Below are 19,650 nucleotides of genomic sequence, written 5' to 3' on the forward strand. Positions count from 1 at the left end.
TCCCCCTGTGGGCCGTCTCTGGCCCCTATCCCTGCGTGAGTGGTGCTGTCCCCATTGATGTTACCCAAGCCATGCGGCGATTTCATGGTCATCCCCGTCTATTTTTATCGCGCACACGTCTTCACATTTCCATCACGCATCCCTTGCGGTCCTGAATCTCGGCATCGGACTCACCAAATTTTGGCGGGCCGAAATGCTAGATTGCCCGTTCGCACAGGGCGGGCACCACCAATGAGCAAAGGGGATTTCTTATGAACATCAGCAAGCGTGCAGTGCTCGCCGTCGCCGTGGTTGTCGGTTTTTCCAGCGCCGCATGGTCGGCTGCGCCTTCCACAGGACTGGGACAAGCATGGCCCAATGCGGCCGACGTCAGTGTGAGTCCGCATTACCACGTCTACCGATTTGTGCTGGATGGCATCCAATACATCCAGGTCAACGATCTTGGGGGAACCGTGCATGCCGCGATCGCGGCGGCCAATGGCACCGTTCTCGTTCTACCGATTGGTGTGGATGCGGCCAAGGCGAAATCGGCCGTAGCGGGCACCTCCGCCACCGCTTCCAGCATCGCAGAGACCGTGTATCAGGACGCGACTGTGAGCGTGTCGGCCACACCACAAAGCGATGGCTCGGTCCAAGTCCTGGCCACCCCAAAGGCGGCCGCCGACACGTGCTCCAACCCCGGTGAGTGCAGCAACGTCGTCGCCAAACCTCAATGAGGGGTTAGGCGTCTGACAGGGCGATGGTGAGGTGACGCCATCGGCCCCGTGTGCGTTGACGCGCGGCGCCGCCAAACGTCGCCGCGCTGTCACGCAGTGACTGGAAGCTGTTGTGCCGGGACAGTTGCTGCAAGGCTGCCGTTCCCGTATGGGAAAGCGATGCCCCTCGCGCTTCTTTCCCCAGCACACGGAGCACCACCCACCGCTGTGAGCGGTATTGGCGACAACGCACGCTGATGACCACCTCGCCCAAATAGTCCTGTTCGGCCAATTGAGCGACGCTTGCGCAAATCATCCGATAGATGGCCAGGTGCAACGTGGTGGGCAGTGTGCTCACACCCCCATAGTAGGTCGCCCGGAACGGCACATGGTGCAGGGCCAGCACCTGCGCCAGGCTACCCTTCTGCACGGCATGGGGCAGGCTTCTTCCTGTGCCTTCCAATGGATCGCAGAACTCGATGAATTGCGACGCGGCCGCCATCAAGGGCTGCGCCCGCTGGTAGCCCTCGATCCGTGTGGTGTGACGCAGCCAAGTGGTCCCCATGGTCTGCATTTCACGCAACATGGTGGCCGCGCGGCGCAGCTGCTGTTCGCCTTCAAAGTAGTTGCGCTGAGCCAAAGCAAGGGCTTTGCGCATGTCCAGCTTTTCTTGCTGCTCTTGGCGATGCCATGCGGTGATCTTGGTTCCGATGATCAACATGGTCGGGAGCACGAACGCCATCAATGTCTGCGCTTGCACTGTGGCATGGTCATAGCGGGCCGGCATCAGCACCACGATGGCGATGCTCGCGGCCGACCCACTGATCGCAGCGCCGAGCCAACCGTGACGCAAGGCCAACATCACCACCGGCAGGAACATGGCTACCTGGGCAATGTAGCGCACGTCCGACCCCATGGCCGACCGTGACCCAATCCAGATCAACATGCCCAACGTCGGGATCAAGATGCCGGCGCTCTCCAACAGCAAACGACTGTCTTGGATTTCGGCCACAAGTTGGCGCAGCGATTTCCCGCGCATCGCATCACGGGCAGCGAGGATCAACGGGGTCAGCGTCAGAATGCCCAGGAAGTGACCGAGCACATAACGTAGCATCCACTCATGCAGCGGTTCAAAGCCCAGCGGACGCGGGGCAAACGACAGCATGAAGGTGTTGTAGCCCGACACCACCAAGGCGGCGAGCCCTGCGCACAGCACCAGCACCGTCGGATTGGCAAACTCACCCCGGCGCCCCAGCAAACCAAGCCGCTCACGGCACCCGAACACGAACGGCATCACGAAACAGATGGACGGGAACGCTTTGAGCAGTGCCCACGTCAAACCGAAGGAATTTACGCAATCAATGGCCACCGAGGCGGAGGGGATCATTTCGCCGACGGCCAACGCGAACCAGTAGCGGTAAGGCAGCAGGATCAGCGCCGCCAGTTCAAACCCTGCAAAGATCGACCAATGGGAAAACGAGATGGCGTGCAGCGCCGTATAGCCAGCCGCATAGCCCAGCAACACGGCGATCTGTCGCAACACGGCGTGCGCACGGAATGCTTCGCGCCACGGTCCTGTTCCCATCCCTGCCCCCCACTGACTGTCGGCAAATCCCCAACGGCGACCCACACGCCCCCTAAAATAGCGAACGATACAACCACCCATCCCGTGAAAGAGACGTGAGACGCTTTTACTTGCGAACGGTCCCCGTTCCGGGTGGATCAGCGATCATGTGAGGGCCGGGAAGTCCTGGCGTCCGCAAGGGGCCCCTTGCAGCATGGAAGCCGACGCCCGACCGTGCCGCCGCGAGGCGGCACGTTTCTTTTCAATCACGGTGTCAGGGTGATCTGCGGTGCGGGCGGTTCCACATAACGCCCCTCCTCCATCGCGTTCACGCGCAAGCGTTCCATACCCAGGCGCTCCTCGATCATCTCCAAGTCGCCCTCGGTGGCGTAAAGCTTGAAGTTTTCTCGATGCCGGGTTGCCGCAACCAAACCCAGATGCACATCCATGCGTTGTGCCGAAGCCAGAAAGAACGATGCGGTGACGGTCGCACCCTGCGCTTTGTCCACGGTGCACGCATAGGCATAGTCAAGGTCACCATACGTGGCCGTGTCGAACGTGATGAAAGAGCCATCGCCCAAATCAACAGTCAAAACACAGGATCCTTTGACCGTCTTTCGGATTTTAATGATGGTTCCGATGGTTCCATTCGTCACCCCCATTTCCTCATCGAACCGTCCGAATCGAATGCGCTCGCACCGAGACAATTGCCGGTCCACACGTTTCTTCCCTTGTTTCAGACGGACCCAATGTTCTTCTTGATCGGGGCCCCTGGGAAAAATTATCCGATCACGCACGGCCAAGTTCAGCGCGGAAACATCACGGTTCGTTGAGGCCATGATCAGCTTCTTTTCGGCATGGAGAGGGCAATCGAAATAGTCCTCCACGAGCTGATTGATCGCTTCCGCTTTCGTGTCGAAGAGTTCAAGCTGGTCCTGAGATATCAGGCGCATCAGGATGTCGGCCCCCAAAATCTGTTGTGCCTCCGGAGAAACGGTGCCCCTCTCTTTTCCGGCATGGGTATAAAAGGCTTCGGACGTTTCGACATCTTGTGTGTGCTTCTGTCGCCGGATCTCCGTGAGTTCCACGTCTCCCAATGCATCTCGAAGCAGGCGGAAAGCCTGACCGGCGGTTACGGGGGAAAGCTGTTGGGCATCCCCTTGCAGCACAACCTTGGCGCCTTTATCCGCATGCGTCAGGATCCGTGACACAGTCAAGGTATCCGCCATCGCCGCTTCATCCAGGATCACCACATGCCGTTCCGATAACACCAACTTGCCGTGGTCAAGTTCGGACAGCAGCTTGGCCGCCGAATACACACGATCCAGACCCGTTTCCTCGCCCAACTTTAACGCCGCGTTCCAACTTAGGGACACGCCGATCACTTCCCTTCCCTCGGCTCGAAACGCGCGCGTGTAAACATCGGCGACGGTGGTTTTACCGGTGCCGGCGCGTCCTGTCATGACGACCACGCCCGCACCACTTGTCACGTGTTCCACCGCCTGTCGCTGCTCTGCACTCAGGGTAAAGCCACGTTCGGTTTGGAACTGTTCGATGGCATGGGCCAGTGCCGTCTTGGACACAGCTTGGTGAGGCTCGTAAGCACGCTGCTGTGCACGGGCCACCATCTTGGTCTCAACATCCACGAACCAGGCGCGGGAACAATACCGCGGTGCTTCAAACTTCCTTACGGTGCGCCGACCGCTGTGCAGCGTTTCGGGTGGACGCTCCGGATTGATGCGCACCAAGTGAGCCTCCATTCGATCGAGGAAAGCGTCGGCCTCCTTGACGATTTCCGATACATCCATCAAGCCGACCTGTTCGCGCGCCAGTTGTGCGATCAATTGTTGCTTCGTCCACACCGTGTCCTTGGCTTGCAGTCGATCCAACACCTCATGATCCGAGACGGGCGCAAGTTGGCTGTCCAGCCCTTTCAGATCAGCCGCCAGCTTGAACATGGTGGGATCATCAGCACGGGCACGGTTCAACGTCTGTTGCCATAGCTGGTCCACTTCCTCGAAAGAGGGCTCCTCTTTCTGTTTGCGGGTTGCCAAGGCGGCCTGTTGCTTGGTCGTCCCGTGCTTCTCCACGTGTTCCAGGATTTGGCGGCGGCGTGTGGAGAACCGTTCACATGTGGATTCACTCACCCCAGCCAATTCGAAAGACGTTTCACCGGTGGGCCGCCCAAACAGGTCCAGTTCCGTTTTCTTGACAATGCCGTAGCCCAACGCTTCCAAATTTTTCGCAAACGCTGCTCGGGCCAATGCGCCATACATGGCCTGGTGCTCGAAGAAACTCAACGCTTCATAGCCGCCCCACTGACCGTCCTCACCTTGCCCGACCGCATACACCAGTATGTGTTCGTGCAACTGCGGTTCCAGTTCACGGCTCGAAAAATGGGTAAAGCCCGAAGCGACCAAACCACGCACACCAATCTTCCTAACACCGCCGTGATCACGTCCCGTCTCGACCTCGCCCTCCATGATGGCGAACGTCTGGGTGATCGCATCTCGCATGGCGTCCAGGATGGCCACACGCTCCTCTGGTGTGGCCGCCGCAAAGGCGAGCGAAACGGATTTCGGGGCGATTGAAAAAGTGCAATCAAACCCTACCCGGTGCCCGCCCCGCCATGTTCCTTTGGGCAGCCCTTGCTTGGTGAGCATGGGTTGCCCTGATGCATCAAGCTTCGGAACCCACTGCGCCGCACGACCGGCAGTTTGAGAAAGCGGGTCAAAAGTGTTGGGATCGAAACCATGCGCGAGCCGGTCCATCGACTCAGTGTCAACGGCGCCCTTCAAATCCAAGATCGCGGCGCCCTTCCCCAGCCATCGGGACGTTTGTCGGATCACCGTGGCGGCCTTCGGATCGGTGGCGTAGTAATCCACCGCGGGCGCGGCCGTCAATTGAAACTCCGTCTCTTTCAGATAAGCGAGCACGGCTGTTCCATCGCGGGATTGTCCGCGGGCATCAATTCGAGTGGGGCGCATCATGCGGCGATCTCCATGTTGGTCAGCCCGCTTTTCACGTGACGAGTCACATCTGCGACAAAGGGGCTCATGAGGTTGAGTAGGTCGGGGGTTGCGATCGTCGGCTGACCGCTTTCGCTTTCTTCATCCCCGTCATCGTGTGGCGGTCGTCCTTGTTCATGGGCCGCCAGCGTTTTTCCGTTGCCGGTGCCTGCGAACGCAAACGCTTCGCGGCCGAGTGCCGTCACCGAGGAAGGCGCTTCGATCCGCACCACCGGCACATGGGACCGTCGCTTCTTGGGCATCACCACACCGGGCCAATCCAGCACCCAATAGTCTTCACCGAGACACGCCATCGCGCGGATCGAAAAGCCGTGGGGCGCTTTCTTGTCTTTGCGGTAGCCCAGCTTCGTCGTGAGATCCGTGGGGGCCACGACCGCACGCATTTCTTCGTGCACGACCGGTGGGTGTCCCGGTCCTGCGCCGCGAGTCGTCCACGTGACCCGGCGCTCGCCCAACATCTTGGCCCACTGATCTCGGGTGGGGCCAATTTGCGTTTGCGTGTAGATATGCGTGCCCACCATCCCGGGCAGCGCCTTGGCAAACGCCTCACCTTGGCTGGCCGCGAGCATCGCCAAGTCCTGCACCCCCAGGATCACCGAGCACGCCTTGCTGCGCCCTTTGTCCACCAGTGGCACCAGATTTTTAAGGCGTCCCACCGCACTGATCTCATCGAGCGCCACCACAATCGCTCGGCCGTCTTCGGACACATCGTCCGGGAGCGCCATGATTTGCGGCACCAGCGTGTCGAGCACGGCTGCCAGGAACCGTTGGGTCAAACCGGGATCGGTTCCCGCCTGGGCCACGATGGTGGGACACCCTTCGTAGGTGTCTTGCGCCCATGCGACTAAGGACAGCCGTTTGCGCGGACGACCCTGGGCGTCTACGCCGGCTCCAAAGCTTTCGGCGAGTTGCGCGATCGTCCGGGTATAAGCCGACAACGTGGCCAGGATGTTGGCGGCGGTGCTGTCGCCAGCGGTCAGAAGCGGATGAGCTTTCGCATAGTGCTCTTCCAGCAAGGGCGCGAGCTCAACGACCGACAGATTCAACAAGAAGTCCAAGTCCGCCCAGGTCCACCGAACGCCCGCGCGCTGTTGCAACGTTCGAATGCACCCCGTCAACAGCAGGTCCGCTGCGGTGGCGAAAAAACTGTTGCTGCCTTGCTCCGTGGGAATCATCGCCGAGGCAAACGTCGAGGCCGCCGCCAAATCGCGCAAATCGGCTGCGATGTCCCAGTAGACGCTGCGGGCATCGAACGGGCTGAGGATTAGCGCGCGCCGAAGCGCCGAGGTGTAATCCCCCTTGATGTCCAGCACAAACAACTTCTTCTTGCGCCGAATGACAGACCGGACGATGGGGTAAAGGATCTGCGTTTTGCCGGAGCCGACACTTCCTGAGATCAGAACATGGCGGCACCAGGTTCGTTTGCTGAGCGGCAGTGACGGATGCAATCGTGCGAAACCGTGGACGTTCGACCCACCCCGCTCCGTGACCGAATACCGCTCGGCCGCTGCTTGGGCTTCCCGCCCTTCCAGCAGCCGTGGCCCCGACAGATGTTTCAACACCGGTTGCGGATGAAGCGCACGCTTGCCCCACCGAAAGGCGATCCATGCACCCGTGAGGCACGCGGGCAACAAACGAAGGTGCACCGCCACAGACCCGACTTGATCAGCCGCGGGATCATCAACCCAGGCGTCTGGGCAAACGCGCCCAAACGAAAGGGTATTGGCGAGCAACGATGGATACGTGGCCAAGTGATGCCATAGGCCACCATCAGGCAAGGGCGACCACGGCAGCGGTCGCCACAGAGCGTAAGCCACCGAAGCCGTGCCGATGGCAAATCCTGTCAAGGATGCCAAGACGCCATGGTCTAAACGGCGAACCGATTGCGAGGGTGAGGGAGGCACCACTGGGGCGCCAAAACTTTGAATGATCTGCATGTCCTTCCTCCGTGAAGGTATGGGTGGTGGATGAAGCACCTGCGCGCTGCACGTGCTGGGTGAAATTTGATTGCTGGGCGACCTCAACCGAACGGGGCAACAGTCGCCTGCGCGTGACCGGGCATCGCCGCCAGGAAGGCCGCGGTCATGGCTGCCACGCAGGTGGCCACCACGATGACAAAGAGCTTGGGCTGGTGGCCCAGGCATCCGCGAATGAGGCGCGCATGCCAAGACAGGCCGATGCACGCGAGCGCGGCAAAGGTTGCAAAGGGGCCCATCTGCCCTTCGATCTCGCCACTCAATGTTTGCAGGCCGACGAGTGCCACGAGCACGACAGCAAACCCGCGCGCCAGATGCTCAATGCGGTCAACGGTTTCCATTTCCATACTGCTCCTCCTTGTTCATGATTTGGTCGAACCGCGCACGCACACGGTCGCTGGTGGGGATGACTCCTACTCGTGCACTCGGCGGCGTAACACGCGCCAACAACTCCTTCAACAGAAGAAGGCAGGCGTGTTGCTCTTGGTGAAGGACATCAAGTCCGATCTTCATGCGCTGTTGTTCGTCATCCATAGCCAGGTATGTGGCCAACGCATCACGGACGATCACCGATGGCGTCGTGCCCAACGTGTTCGCGCGCCGAGCGAGGGCTTCGTCGATGTTGGGTGGCAAGTGGTAGGTGCGTCGTTTCATGACTTCAATGAAGCAGCGATGCGGGGTGGCCAGAAGCCCCCTTAACGTGACGTCCATCTAAGAAATCACACCGCACATCCCCTGATGTCATCAGGCCTTGCACGCAAAAACATCACTGGCTGTATGACAAATCGGTATGACCCGAAAACGCCAGGATTTCTTGGGGGTTTTGCTGCTGTTGCGTTGATTTTTGTCATACACCACGGTGCGTGACGTGTATCGCCAATACTTGACCTTTCCCAGAACGACGAACGACCCGCTTACTGCCATGTCCGGTCGAAGCGCAGACGTCACGCGGTAACGCCCTTGCCAGCGCGGCCACCTGTGCTTAGATGCCGATGAGCGCTTCGCGGGTCATAGGAACGCGGATCGAAGCGACACAGGGGGCGGCGATGGAAGAGCAAGCACAGGAGATCAATGACGACGAGCCGGCAGCGCGCGCGGAGGCCATGCGGGACAGTGATGCGACGGAGCACGTTGTGCCGTTGCACGCCATGGAGGCCTCCGGCATCGACGAAGCGATGGCGGCCGAGTCATCGGACGCCGCCCCCACCCAGCCCCCAACTGAGGCGCTTTCCACTTTTGTCAAGCTCATCGAGAACGCACGCTATCCATCGCCAAGACCACCTGCATGGTGGTTGGTCTCCGCGATCAAGAAGTTTGACGGGCTCTGTGCCTACTGCGGCAGAGATACCGGAAGCACCCCCGACGTGGATGCGGTGATTCCTGTGATCGCGGGTGGACCGCAACGCCCGGATGCTGCCGTGTTGTGTTGCAAGGCGTGCAAGCAGGAACGGCGCCGCCGGGATGTGTTGCTTTGGAAACCCGATGCGTCCGCCAAGCTGCGAGCCATGCGAGCGACCTTGGCACTCGACTCGTGGAACCACCTGTCACGTGATCCGGCTGCCATGCGGACACCCATGAAAGCGACCGAAGTGGTCACCGAGCGTTGGCGGCACCCCCGCTTCCATTGTCATGGCGCACTGCTGCCGATGGGTGGCTTCATCGGCTGGCGCGATGTGACCCAAGTGCCATCGGCGATCCAACTGCGCTTGGTCTTCGAACACGATGGCTGGCGGCTGAGGCAATCGTTGAAGCGCACGAACCGGCGCAACAACACCTCCGCGATCTTTTGGTTTCCCACCCGCGACGGTGCAGTGGACGCGTTGTGGGATGTGATCGGACAGAACGGCTTGGTGCGCCACGCTGATCTTGGGGCCGCGTCGTCATCCACCGGAGAAGCCCAACCGGATTCTGCGTCCGATTGGACCATGATGTTTCCAACAGTTGCCGACCTTGTGAGGCAGCGGTCGCGACAGAACCGATAGATCAAAGCGAGCCGTGCGCGAATGCATGGTCGTCCCCATGCAACAGGGCCGCGATTTGGGAGACAAGGTAAAACTCTATGTCCATGCCTGCGCCACGAACGACGACGGCATTATGCTTACCCAGATCACGGTCGAGCGCCTTCCCGGCGAGCCAGCTAAAAATCACGGGCGCCTTCGATGTGTCGTCCCAGAACAACACGTCGATCTCTCGCGTCATCCCTGACCGGCTGATCGAACGAAGGATGGTGAACACCGTAGTCCCTACCGGGAGCAGCTGACGCAATCGCTCAATGGCTTCGTTCCTTCCACGGTTGATCAGTCTATCCACTGCGGAGGTGCTCATTCGGTCACCTCTTCCTCTTCGTCGTCCTGTCCTTCGTCGTCTTCCCTTTCGGCAATTGCTTCTTCAAGCGCGAATTCGATGTGAAAGCCATAGGAATGGGCGTAGCTGACCAAGTCCATGGGTGTTTCACCTTTAAGGTTCTTCGCCAAGAGATTGGCCTCACGTTCGATCAGTTCTTTCACGGCGTCGTATGCCCCAGAAAGGACGGCTTCTTGCAACGCGGTATTACCAAACTGATCAAGCGCCTCGATGTCCATGCCGTGATCCAGGATGAGCGCCATGAAAGCCACCTGATCGGCCCCCGCCGCCCAATGAAGGATGGTGCTCCCGTGTTTGTCGCGGACACTGACATCCGCGCCGGCTTTGATGAGCTCGCGCCAGATCGGCCACGATTCATGCGGCCAGGGCCCCAGTTCGAAAAGCAGGGGTTCGTTATGCCTCCCACGCGTGTTGGGGTCAGCGCCTGCGTCCAAGCACCGACAAACTTCGCGCATGTCGCCGTGGTTGACAGCATCAACAAGCTGTTGGTTGAGGTCGAGCGGCTGCGTCGTTGCAACTTTCTTTGTCTGTTTCACGATTGTTCTCCGCCACCCGCACGCCATCTGCGGAATGCAGAGGGTCGCGGAGTGATGGTGAGAACGATCTCACCCGCCCGTCCTTCAACCGAGGTGGTGGGCGGCGAGATTCTTCGGGTTACCGAGGTGGCGGGAGAAGGCGCGAGATGGGTGGATTTTTAAACGGAGGCTGAGCACACCAGGCCCAACGGTTACTTGTTTGCGCCTTCCTGGCTCACCTGTTCAACCCGACGCGCCAGGTGTTCGACGTAATCGCTCAAACTGAGCCAGCGCACCTCGTCGTCCGGACCAGTAGTGCCCAGCACCGCCATCAAGTCCTCGATCTTCCCGTCGGAACGGACGACCACCGGCCATTCATCGTCGCCCCTCCCGTGCGCCAACCATTTCGAGAACGTCGAGGTCTTGAACCAAGCATCGGCGGCTGCCTTAGCCCGATCCAGTTGCCGGCGACGCTCTCGGGTGGCCTCCCGGTTCGCCTTTTGCACCTCGGTCAACGGGCGCTGATCGCCCCGCTGTTTTAGTAACCAGAGGGTCCGCTCTTCGAGCGCGTCGAGCACCTCACCCAGAAAGTAATGATTCCACCCCTTCGCGTTTTCCTTGGCCAGCTTGCGGGGTGGTCGGTTGGGATGGTTCTTGTGATGCGTTTTGAGTTGGTCGGTGGACCAACCCAAGATGACTGCCGCCTCAGGCCCGGTGATTTCCGTGTGGTAGTCATAGCGGGCGCGGAGGTCATCACGATGCCATGGTTCGGCAAAGTCAGGGCGGATCGCTCGGGAAGGCTTCGCGGTCATGAGTTGATTCTGACATGGGACCAAAGTGATCCTGGCAACCCATCAAGTCCGTCCCCCTAACGGTCAATATTCATCACCGGCCTCGCTGCCGGATGGGCGGGGCGACTTCCCCACACCTGGACCCAACCCATGTCAAAAAACCACACCGCGCATGGTCACGCCAACGCCGTGGACCACACCGAAGAGCAGCGCCAGGAACAGTCGGAGCATCGCTGGCAAGATTTTCTCAACAACAACTGGGGTGTCCTTGGCTTCCCGTTCGGGATCGGTTGCCTGACAACCAAAACACCGTCGGTCAACGCTTTCTTGGCCATCCTTGTGATCACGGCACTGTGGGCCCGAGGGCGACACCAGGTCCCCAAGCATTTTCTTCCGGAAAGTCGTGGCGGCACCCCGGATCATCGTCCTTGGTCGAAGCGCTGGAAGTTTTGGGCGGGCACCGTGCCGGCTTTGCTCGGCTATGGCTACCTGTGCTTCATTTGGTTGAGCCAACCGGTTGCGGCTTATTGTGATCGGACGCACGCGTGCAGTTGGTTCATCTGGATCGTCAACCACTACATCGGCGCTCCACAGTAACGAGCCTCGGAAGATGATGGGGGTGAGCGGCTAACCGTCCACCCCGGTGTCCTCAGTCTTCCCCGATCAGCATGATCGTCCCCACCGGTTCTCCGTTGTCCCCAGGGCCGATCACCATGTAAACCGGCACCTTCACCACCTCGGCGCGGCGCTCCTCCAACTTGACCGCATCCACCACGAAGTTGATCCGGTCCGCCCTTTCCTCGGAACCCAACTGTTGCCGACGACGCAGAGCCTTGGCAGCCGCAAGGGCAGACAGAAGCACGACTTCTTCACGCAAGCGGAGGATGTCCGGCAACTTCGGGTCGGGGTCTGGCCATGCGATGCAATCAGCGTAAGCCGCACTCGTGATCGCCACCGGCACCCGAAAGCCCATGGCCACGGCATAGGGCAGTTCCACCAACACCCCATCCCGCAAAGCATCGGCACGGGTATACGAATAAATCAGGTCGCCAAACAACTCAGGGTATTTGTTGCTCATGGGGTTGCTTCCTTCTTGGTTGCTGGCCCATCTCGTGATGGGCAGCGAGCGGTTCGCTCGCTGCCGATGGCAGCCGCCGTCGCACGACGGGAGGCGCGGTCAAGGAGGGTTCGCTGCGTGCGGCGAACAGAGAGGGCTGGCGCGGCCCGCAGCGCTTTTTGCGAGGACACGGGCCCGAACGGCCCTTGACCGAAGAAGAAGCCCGACGTGCTGCTTTTGATCTGGCTTGGGGTTCAAGCCAGGACAGCTCCAACTGTCGTGGCTGTGGTGGTGGGGCCTTTGATCTCGCCCTGAGGGGACGAAGTGGGGAGAGGCGTGTGGGGCGGCGGTGGGCAACGCTTGCGTTGTCCACGGGCGATCCATCCGGCTATCCCCGCGGTGCCGAAGGCATCGTCCGTGGCTTTGCAAGATCGCCTAAGCTGGATCGGGGCAAGCGCCCCCCAGAAACCACGCAGGAAGGAAAACGCGATGTGGCCAGCGGACGTCAAAGAACAAGCGTTATCCGCCTGCGGTCGATGCTGCTGTATCTGCCATCGGTTCTGCGGGACCAACATCGAACTGCACCACATCGAGCCCGAAGCCGATGGCGGCGCCTCGACATTGGAGAATTGCATCCCTCTTTGCTTCGACTGCCATGCCGACGTGGGCCATTACAACGACAGGCATCCCAAAGGAACCAAATACCGACCTGGTGAACTCCGCCAGCATCGGGATAGGTCGTTCCTGGCCGTGGCCGGTGCGGAGCGGTTAAGGCACGCACCGCAGGATCAAACACCGGCCCTTCCCGATGAAATTTACGACGGGCAGAGTTTGCAGTTCAAAGGCTACTTGTCCAGTCAAACCTTCGCAGGGGCGCCGAACTACGAAGATTTCCGAACCGACAGGCTCGAAACTTATTGGCTCCTCACCTTGCCCCAGCCGTTCCGGTTCACCTACCGGTCTGCTGAGCCGACGCAAGCGGAATCCATCGTCAAGCCCGACGTGCGAGTGCTCCATTTGATCTTGACGCCCGACCAATATGCAACGCACAGGGGCAAGCTCAACGGTGATGTCTATGTCACTGGGAAAGTTTGGCCGTGCATCACCGGCCATCACCGTGGTGATGCGCTGCTAGAAGTTGACGACCTTCAAGGTGCCGATCTTTATTTCGCCCCTCCACCGATCACTGACACTGCGTCGGGGGACAGCGACGATGTGCTGATCGTCCCCACGAAGAAGACGCCACGCAACCTCATCAAGTTCCTTGATTTAGAGACGCCGAAAGCAAAAATTCTGGAAACTTTGGGCACACCCGATCGCGTTCAACACGTGCCCACAATGAACTACGACCGTGTTTTCTATCGCTACAAGGACACACAAGTGGAGATCGGGTTTGAAAATGAGACCGTCGCAGAAGTGATCGTTCTGCTTGTGGACGGGGAAACTTGGCGGTTCGACATCGAAACAAGGGATCAGCCCATGACGTTGGGTCAACTTACCCTGGCGGACGTTTTGACTCTTGGCCCCGATGCCCGGCTCGACTATTCACCGGGCAATCATGCCAGCCAACTCCTGGTCGGGCTTCCATTCGGTCCCTCTGGCGGCTGGGACATGCATTGGTTTGGCGCCCTCAGAGCTCCCAGCAAAGCCGGCCGATTGCAGCACGTGGACTTTGCTTGGGATTACGTCGCAGGAAAGCCCAAGACCTCACCCAGTGACATCCTCGTGAACTGGATTGCAAAGACACGGTTATCGGCCAGCGTGCCGCCTTTTGGTTGGCACATTAAATAATTCCATCAGCGCCCCCGGACCGACTGTGCGGGCTAAAGACTCGGAACTACCTACAGTTTTTGGCAAACACCCCCAACAGAAACATTCGCCACTGCCTAAGAGCATGGCCGCGCCACGCCCCCGACCTGATACTTTATTCCGCTAAACCGAATCTTCGCAAAGGCTTAATCCTCTCTCTCCATATAATTTCTACAGCGCATTGCGTCACACCGCACTGCAAAACGGTGAGCCTTTAGTTTTGGAGCCATCGTAGAAGATAGGGGGAAATCAACTGTTGGTTCAAGGTCATTGGCATGACCTAAGTAAATCGATGAGCAATGCTTGCTCGTCGAAAAAACCGCACGCGCAAAATAAGGGGAATCCGCATGAAGTGTAAGCACTTGATTGCTGCCGCGCTGACAGTGACATGCTCTGGATGCGCAGGGATAGAGGTATCGCCATACAGCCAGGGCAAAGCAGATGTCAAAGGAGTTCCATATGTTTTACCCATGACATCCTTCACACTAACGATTACACGCCGAGTAGTGGATTGTAATCCGAAGAAGGGTGGATTGACTCCCGACATCCAAGTTGCAATTACATCGCAAACCGTTCCGGACCCGGCAGCGCGATTCACACTCACTTCGGATGGTTTTTTCGACACGAGTGACATCAAAGTCGCATATAACAGCAGTGGCACCACATCAGCAATAAACACATCCACTGCCGATCAAACGGGACCGTTGATCACCCAAGCAGCAACAACTGTTGCCTCCATCCTTCCGATCGCGATAGGAGGCAGCTCGAATCCCGAAGGATCTGGCAAAGGCGCTCCATCACCTGCCCCATCAACCGTATGCTCGAAACCAGTCATCACGGCGCTCGATAAAATTGGAAACGATGGCGACGCCACTCACGAAGCAAACCCGGGAAAACTGAAAGACAAAGTCGCCGCAGACACCACCATTCTCAATAATACGAACGCCGACATTACGCTTCTCTCAACGGAAATATCGACCCTTGGTAAAGATGCCACACCCTCTCTCAGAAAGCGCCTAGTAGATCTTCTAGAGGATCAAAAAAAATATCAGGATCAATTAAGTGCTGAACAGAGCGACTTGAATAAGTATCTAGCGGTCATCACCGACACGCAAACAGTCCAGTGGCCGGCTGATGGACAACACTGGGAGAGCGGCGACGATCAAACACTCAAACTCTCTGAAACAACATGGAAGCGCTGGACAGATGGAGCGAACGGCAAATACGACCCGAACGATGAAAATCTGTTTCAGATTTACTTGAAACTAGAACGTCAAGGATCAACCGGACAAGCCGCAAAGCCTGGCGACCTATTGGCCCAGGTAGATACCAAAGATGGCATACCGGTTCGTTTTCCAGTCCAAGCCATCTTGCATGTTTGCAGGGTTAGCGCATGCAACTCCACTTACTCGAATGAGATAGCAAAGTTTCCGGCACCCGTCTTACAGTTCGGACTCATCTACGAAGTTCCCGCAAAAGGCGGCATATTTGCGTCAACGACTTTCGCATTGCAGCTTGACCAAAATGGGATCCCCACATCTGTCGAGGTCGCCAATCAAACTTCTGTCGCCGCATCAGCCGCAACATCTGCAAGCACCGCCGCGACGCAACTAGCTGGAATCCCCTCAGCCATCAATAGCGCCAAACTGGCCAAGGTCACAGCCGAGGCAAACATCGTTAACGAAAAGAACTTACTTGCAACCAACGAAGCTAACGCCACAACCGTCTCTCAACTTGCGTCGAATCAAGCCGATACGCTGCTTTTGCAAGCACAAGCCGCACAAATTACCGCCCAAAACACACTCATCACTGCCAAAGCCACCGACGCTGATGCTGCGCAATTGGCTCCTATACAGGCAGAAACGAATCTCGCACAGGCTCAGACCGCACAACTTGCAGCGGCGAAAGCATTGGTCGCTGCGAGGCAAGCCATGGGCGCGGAGGATTGAAAGCCACCATGAACACGCCACAAGATGATCGCGCATTTATTGCCATGGTTGCACGCCTACGCGCCACCGAGGCAAATAGACCCATTTCACCCTCGCGTTTGCTGCGCAGACATACGAACCTATTTGACATCATCCTAGACGATCCGAACCCTCCGCAATGCCTCGCCAAGGATTGGCGAGACGCGGGCGTTGTTACATCCATCAAGGACCAAGGTAGCTGTAACTCGTGCGCATCTTTCGCCATTAGTGCAGTCATAGAATCATTACTTCGAATACGCAATCCCACAGACAAGACGGAGATAGATGCTGGGTTCATGCACGCCTGCACAGTGCTTGGTGGAATGCAAAATCCAGACTGCAAGACTAAAGCTGATCTTCAGCCTGCGCTGGATTGCGTCTGTTCCCAGGGCTATGCCGTTGCCGCCCCCGACTCCCCTTACCCCTATCCATCCAATCTATGTAACGCTAAAGCCATGGCGCCAATAACTTCATATAAGCAGCTGGGCGGCCCCAATGCTGTGAAGAACGCCTTAATGATTGCCCCTGTCGTTGCCGAGATATATGCATGGCAGGACTTCTACACTTATCGGGGAGAACCATCAGCGTATGAGCCATCGCAGGTAGGCGACTTCTTTAAACACTCTGTCTGCTTAATTGGTTTTAACGCCGATGGATGGATCATCAAGAACAGTTTTGGATTACTCTGGGGCAACGAAGGATATGCCGTCATTTCGTATGACAGCTGCGGAATATTTCAAGGTCAACCCCCCTTTCAAATATTAGGCGAGGTGTATTCGCTTTCTCTACCACCGTAATTTGACCGTATTCTTCTGCCTTCTGCGAGGGATGCGCAGCGCCCGGCGAGGGCCCAATAGAACAATCTAGTCGAAAAGTCGGATCGGTCAGGCGTGTGAACAGGGCCGTTGCAGCTCAACGTCTGCGCATGAGATCGGTATCGCAACGCGACAAATTTCAGCCCATGAATTTTCCGAAGATTGCCAAGAATCACGTGTGATTCCTGCATATCGAATGACAAAAATTACCACTCGATTCGATTCCGGAATCGGCGCCCGCGTCTAGTGAAATAAGGAACTGTGCACGATCGTGCATCGCAGCAAGGGCATGCTTGACGGCGCCAAAAATTTTGGTAGGTGTGGTGGCTATCCGCCTCCCCTGTGGGTGACCACAGTGGCGGATCCATCCCCCTTATCAATCGTCAGAGGTGCCCCATCCGACACGCTTTACGAGGCCCATAAATAGAGAAAGGCCGTGAGCTGTAACTCACGACCTCTCGAAGTGCCAGTAGTTTGGATCTCCGGCTGGCTTGTTATGACTCGGGTTTTCCCATCTGTCAAGCACTGGCCGTCCCTTGTGACGGGTGGCCGCGGGCACTCATGTCCGCGCGCCGAGCCACACCCCCGTGTGCGCATTCGAACGGTGCTTTGACTCCTCCCTTTCAACAGCCAGCAACGCCATGGCAGGACGCCACGGCGTGAGCACACATGGAGTGCCTGCATGAAGAAGACCCATCGCGGTTATGCCGACAAACGCCACCATGCCCTGAAACTCATCCTCGACCACTTGCCCCCGGGTCGCATCGCGCCTTACAGCGATCGCGAAATCGCCGGCATCGTGTGCATCTCGAAGACCACCGTGGGCAAGTTGCGCCGAGAAGCCGAGGCGAAGCATTTGACGTGGGCCGATGTTGCGCCTTTAAACGAAGCGCAACGCAATCGGCTGCTCAACAAGCCCCCGTGTGTGCCGCCTCGCAAGCGCCATCCGGATTGGGACCACATCCACGCAGAGTTGCAGCGGCCCAATGTGACGCGTCAGTTGCTGTGGGAAGAGTATCGGGCACTCGACCCCGTCAACACGATCTCTTATCAAAGCTTCGCCGCGCACTATCGGCGTTACCTGGGGACCTTGCCCGCGGTGATGAAACAAACCCACCCTCCGGGGGAACGGGTTGAAGTGGATTACAGCGGTGGTGGCACGTCCTACGTCGACGTGGGCAACAAGCGTGTGAAGGTTTCGCTGTTTGTCGCAGCACTCCCGTCCAGCAGCCTGATCTTCGCCGTGGCGTCGCCCTCTGAAAGCGTCAGTGACTTCATCGAAGCGCACGTCCGCATGTTTGAGTTCTTCGGCGGCCTGACTTACGCGATCGTCCCTGACAACTTGAAGGCCGCTGTGATCACCCCCGGTCCTCACCCGTATTTCAGTCGAGGCTTTCGCGATTTCTGCAACCACTGCGATGTCCAGCCGCTGCCGGCGCGCGTCCGTCACCCCAAAGACAAGCCCACCGTCGAGTGCAGCGTTCGACAGGTGAAGACACGCATTTTGGCGCGGCTGCGCGATCGCACCTTCCGTTCTCTGGATGAATTGAACCAGGGGATCGTGGACATGCTCACAGAGTTGAACGACCGGCCCATGATCAAGGACGATCGTTCCCGCCGCGAGCGGTTCGAGTCCATGGAACGTGCCACGCTTCGGCCCCTGCCCGATCACACCTATGCCTACCGCGAATTCATCGAGTTGCCGCCGGTGGGCACCAACTACCGGGTCAAAATCAATGGCCACGACTACTCCGTGCCGCATGATTTGATTGGCAAGACACTCGACGCACGGCTCTCAGCCACCACCGTGGAAGTCCTACACGAACGCCAGGTCGTCGCGTCACATCCCCGCAGCCATGAACGCGGGGGCCAGACGGTCAACCGCGACCACATGCCCCCGCATCATCGTGCGCAGGCTGACCGCAATCCCGACGGCATCCAGGCCTGGGCGGCGGAAGTGGGCGGCCCTGTCCAAACCTTCGTCACCCATCACTTTGCCACCGTCCAACCATTCCGAGCGCTCGTGGTGGCCGAAGACGTGAAACGCCTGGTGCGTAAACACAGCATCGAAACCGTCCAAGACGCCTGCCAGCGCGCCATCAACTTGCGGTGCCTCACCCTTTCATCCCTTGAACGCTTCATCAGCAACGGAGCCACACAGAAGCGCCTTCCATCGAGCCGAAGCAGGACGCGAACCGCTCGCCCCACCTCGGTGAATGAACATGCCCCTGAAAGACACGCTCAAACTGCTCCGCGATTGCGGACTCACGACCATGGCCACCTTCCTGAAACGGTGGTGCAAGAATCCCAAGAACCTGACCAAGTCCAACGTTGATTGCATCCACGCGCTTGTCCTGGACTTTGCCCAGGGCAAACAGGTTCGGCGAACGGACCGGTTCCTTCTCCGTGCTGGGTTCGCCCCCACCGTCGCCATGGCGAACGTGTGGGACGATCCGGCGCGGGGATTGTCCGCGAACACACTGGCCAACTTGAAAACCTGCACCTGGGTGGACGGCGGCGCGCCCGTCGTCATCACCGGTGAACATGGTTCGGGCAAAACCTTCCTGGCGGCCGCCCTCGCCCGAGAAGCCGCTCTCACCCGCCGTGCGGTTCGCTACAAGGTGCTCTCGCAGGTGCTTCATGGATTGGAAAACGCGAGTGCCGAGAAAGTGGCCCGTTTGCGCAAGACGCTGTGCAGCGCCAGCTTGCTGGTCCTCGATCACGTCGGTGAAGACGTGATCTCACCCGAAGGTGGCGCGTTCCTGCGTGACCTCGTGAACGAACGGCATCATCGGCAACGCGCCACGGTGTTCGTGTCGAGCCGGCATCCGAACGACTGGGTGCATGCGTTTGAAAACCCGGACGCTGGACACGCCATCGTCACCCGGGTGATGGACCACGCCTTGGTGATCGAGCTGTGTAAGCCACGCCAGAAGGTAGCCAAAGTGGAGTCCGCAATGATGGCCAGGAAGAAACCTCGGACGAAGCGCAGCGAATCTCGCTCAGGCCGTAAATGGCGTAGCGTGGACAAGCCATGGCCTTGTGCGCCGATCAAGCTTCGTTGATTG

17 protein-coding genes are annotated in these 19,650 nt (G+C 58.6%); 8 read left to right on the top strand and 9 right to left on the bottom strand.

The annotated features are described in order from the left end of the window. The first annotated feature begins 251 nt into the window (after positions 1–251). Complete coding sequence (locus ISP18_RS12430) at positions 252–716, top strand: hypothetical protein (RefSeq protein ID WP_380012125.1); 465 nt, start codon at positions 252–254, stop codon at positions 714–716. 4 nt (positions 717–720) lie between these two features. Here the strand turns inward: ISP18_RS12430 and ISP18_RS12435 are convergent, their stop codons facing one another. The 5 genes from ISP18_RS12435 to ISP18_RS12455 all read right to left on the bottom strand — a co-directional run bounded on the left by ISP18_RS12435 (position 721) and on the right by ISP18_RS12455 (position 7,975). Continuing rightward, positions 721–2,238 (bottom strand): MASE1 domain-containing protein, encoded by a 1,518-nt coding sequence (locus ISP18_RS12435; RefSeq protein WP_380012128.1) that lies wholly within the window; start codon positions 2,236–2,238, stop codon positions 721–723. Between the two features lie 287 nt (positions 2,239–2,525). After that, the gene (mobF, locus tag ISP18_RS12440; RefSeq protein WP_380012131.1) at positions 2,526–5,249 is read right to left on the bottom strand and encodes a MobF family relaxase; all 2,724 of its coding nucleotides are present in this window, start codon (positions 5,247–5,249) and stop codon (positions 2,526–2,528) included. Next, on the bottom strand, positions 5,246–7,225 hold the full coding sequence (locus tag ISP18_RS12445; RefSeq protein WP_380012134.1) for a type IV secretion system DNA-binding domain-containing protein: 1,980 nt from the start codon (positions 7,223–7,225) through the stop codon (positions 5,246–5,248). Before ISP18_RS12445 ends, mobF begins: the two co-directional genes overlap by 4 nt. A gap of 83 nt (positions 7,226–7,308) precedes the next feature. Next, on the bottom strand, positions 7,309–7,611 hold the full coding sequence (locus ISP18_RS12450) for a hypothetical protein (RefSeq protein WP_380012137.1): 303 nt from the start codon (positions 7,609–7,611) through the stop codon (positions 7,309–7,311). Continuing rightward, positions 7,592–7,975, bottom strand: coding sequence for a ribbon-helix-helix domain-containing protein (locus ISP18_RS12455; RefSeq protein WP_380012140.1), 384 nt, complete (start codon positions 7,973–7,975; stop codon positions 7,592–7,594). Before ISP18_RS12455 ends, ISP18_RS12450 begins: the two co-directional genes overlap by 20 nt. Before the next feature lie 275 nt (positions 7,976–8,250). Here ISP18_RS12455 and ISP18_RS12460 point away from each other — a divergent pair, with 275 nt between their 5' ends. Beyond that, positions 8,251–9,246, top strand: coding sequence for an HNH endonuclease (locus ISP18_RS12460; protein ID WP_380012143.1), 996 nt, complete (start codon positions 8,251–8,253; stop codon positions 9,244–9,246). Position 9,247: 1 nt separating this feature from the next. On the opposite strand, the gene ISP18_RS12465 is transcribed toward ISP18_RS12460, so the two are convergent. From ISP18_RS12465 to ISP18_RS12475, 3 genes are all read right to left on the bottom strand, one after another. Then, complete coding sequence (locus ISP18_RS12465; RefSeq protein WP_380012146.1) at positions 9,248–9,589, bottom strand: hypothetical protein; 342 nt, start codon at positions 9,587–9,589, stop codon at positions 9,248–9,250. Then, positions 9,586–10,164, bottom strand: a complete 579-nt coding sequence (locus ISP18_RS12470) for an ankyrin repeat domain-containing protein (protein WP_380012149.1) — start codon at positions 10,162–10,164, stop codon at positions 9,586–9,588. Before ISP18_RS12470 ends, ISP18_RS12465 begins: the two co-directional genes overlap by 4 nt. A 191-nt stretch (positions 10,165–10,355) precedes the next feature. After that, complete coding sequence (locus tag ISP18_RS12475; protein ID WP_380012152.1) at positions 10,356–10,955, bottom strand: hypothetical protein; 600 nt, start codon at positions 10,953–10,955, stop codon at positions 10,356–10,358. Between the two features lie 129 nt (positions 10,956–11,084). Between ISP18_RS12475 and ISP18_RS12480 the strand changes: the two genes are divergently transcribed. Continuing rightward, the gene (locus ISP18_RS12480; RefSeq protein WP_380012155.1) at positions 11,085–11,531 is read left to right on the top strand and encodes a hypothetical protein; all 447 of its coding nucleotides are present in this window, start codon (positions 11,085–11,087) and stop codon (positions 11,529–11,531) included. Between the two features lie 52 nt (positions 11,532–11,583). On the opposite strand, the gene ISP18_RS12485 is transcribed toward ISP18_RS12480, so the two are convergent. Further along, entirely contained in the window at positions 11,584–12,012 is a 429-nt protein-coding gene (locus ISP18_RS12485) for a DUF6573 family protein (protein ID WP_380012158.1), read from the bottom strand. A gap of 468 nt (positions 12,013–12,480) precedes the next feature. Between ISP18_RS12485 and ISP18_RS12490 the strand changes: the two genes are divergently transcribed. The 5 genes from ISP18_RS12490 (at position 12,481) to ISP18_RS12510 (ending at position 19,647) form a co-directional block, all read left to right on the top strand. Then, positions 12,481–13,782 (top strand): HNH endonuclease, encoded by a 1,302-nt coding sequence (locus ISP18_RS12490; RefSeq protein WP_380012161.1) that lies wholly within the window; start codon positions 12,481–12,483, stop codon positions 13,780–13,782. A gap of 365 nt (positions 13,783–14,147) precedes the next feature. Beyond that, positions 14,148–15,749, top strand: coding sequence for a hypothetical protein (locus ISP18_RS12495; protein WP_380012164.1), 1,602 nt, complete (start codon positions 14,148–14,150; stop codon positions 15,747–15,749). An 8-nt stretch (positions 15,750–15,757) separates the two neighbouring features. Continuing rightward, complete coding sequence (locus ISP18_RS12500; RefSeq protein ID WP_380012167.1) at positions 15,758–16,564, top strand: C1 family peptidase; 807 nt, start codon at positions 15,758–15,760, stop codon at positions 16,562–16,564. 700 nt (positions 16,565–17,264) lie between these two features. Next, complete coding sequence (istA, locus tag ISP18_RS12505) at positions 17,265–18,917, top strand: IS21 family transposase (RefSeq protein WP_380012170.1); 1,653 nt, start codon at positions 17,265–17,267, stop codon at positions 18,915–18,917. Beyond that, positions 18,856–19,647, top strand: coding sequence for an ATP-binding protein (locus ISP18_RS12510; RefSeq protein WP_380012173.1), 792 nt, complete (start codon positions 18,856–18,858; stop codon positions 19,645–19,647). The genes istA and ISP18_RS12510 overlap by 62 nt, the downstream gene beginning before the upstream one ends. The last annotated feature ends 3 nt before the right edge of the window (positions 19,648–19,650 follow it).

Origin of the sequence: Dyella humi, assembly GCF_044904605.1 — a bacterium.
In the GTDB taxonomy this organism is placed as follows: Bacteria; Pseudomonadota; Gammaproteobacteria; order Xanthomonadales; family Rhodanobacteraceae; genus Dyella_B; species Dyella_B humi.